The 1134-nt window shown below is 49.6% G+C and carries 1 protein-coding gene; it reads left to right on the forward strand.

From position 1 onward, the window contains the following. Nucleotides 1–845: 845 nt before the first annotated feature. Nucleotides 846–1118 carry an AlpA family transcriptional regulator gene (locus A3754_RS25610; RefSeq protein ID WP_082872370.1) on the forward strand — a complete coding sequence of 91 codons (273 nt, stop codon included), beginning with the start codon at nucleotides 846–848 and terminating at the stop codon, nucleotides 1116–1118. Nucleotides 1119–1134: the final 16 nt, after the last annotated feature.

Here is a 1134-nt window from a genome sequence, read left to right on the forward strand (position 1 = left end):
CGGTTTTGCTTCATACCAACACATGTACCAACAAGCGGATTTGTAAAATTTCTGACGCATGAAGGTGTCGTCATTCATCTAAATCCTCTTTCGCTGAATATATCCAAATTTGGAGAGCAGCGAAGGGTGTGGATCATACCATTCTTGCCACCTTGTGCCACCTGCTCGATCAGGGAGGCGAGGGGCTTATCCACAGAATAAGCGACCCAGGGGCATGACTTTGAGAGGATGGGGGCAGGCTCTTTGGTGTGGGAGAGCAGGGAGTGTCACCTTGCCGATCAGATGACTACATTATGACCGTGCTAGCAATCACGTGATATCGGCTTTCTATCTAGTCGTCCGCTGGTCTTCTCGTGAAGGGAGACGAGCAGGCATTTTGCTGTGGCTAGACCTCCACGAACGCTCGGCAAAAAACTAATTCCCCCAAAAACCATTGAATCTGCATAAATCGTACATTGAATTCAGGATTTTTTTGGGTGCGTTGTCTTTAAGGCTTGACGTCGTGGTTGGGAATGCAGTAATTTTTTCTTGGCTTGGCATCGCCACAGATAGCTAAGTCCTCCTGCACCTGATTAACGCGGTGTTGGCAGAACACTACAGACATTTAATGTCTTTTCAACAGCGCAGCCTGAATGGACGTGGCATCCATCAGCAATAAGTCGCCCTCCCTAGTATTGGTTTCACGCGAAGCGTGAACTTCCAATCAAACACAAAATTATATTTGGATTGCGACCTTGTGGTCGTTCTGAGGATTTTTGCTGGGCTGCGCTGAGCGTAGGCACAATTCTTATGGCATTACTTTGCCTTGGGAATGGTGTCGTTTGGCGCAGCACTTAGGAGGGTTAATGAATACTCGATTGATTGCTGCGCCGCTATCTGTTTGCGCAGGTGAAGCACCAAAGCCGCTAACTGGCCTCACTATGCTGTCAGCCAAAGATCTGGCTGAGGAATTGGGGATCGGAGTGAGCACGCTGTGGGCTTGGGTTGATTGCAACGGGAAGCACTTTATTCCCGAATTTCCACAGCCGATAAGGCTGGGAGGGAACTGTACCCGCTGGCGGGCGCAAGACGTGGCAGATTATTTGGCCGGTGTTATGGGAGGTGATCATGCTGATTAATCATGCCTCCCCACCG

Source organism: Alcanivorax sp. HI0083 (assembly GCF_001635175.1).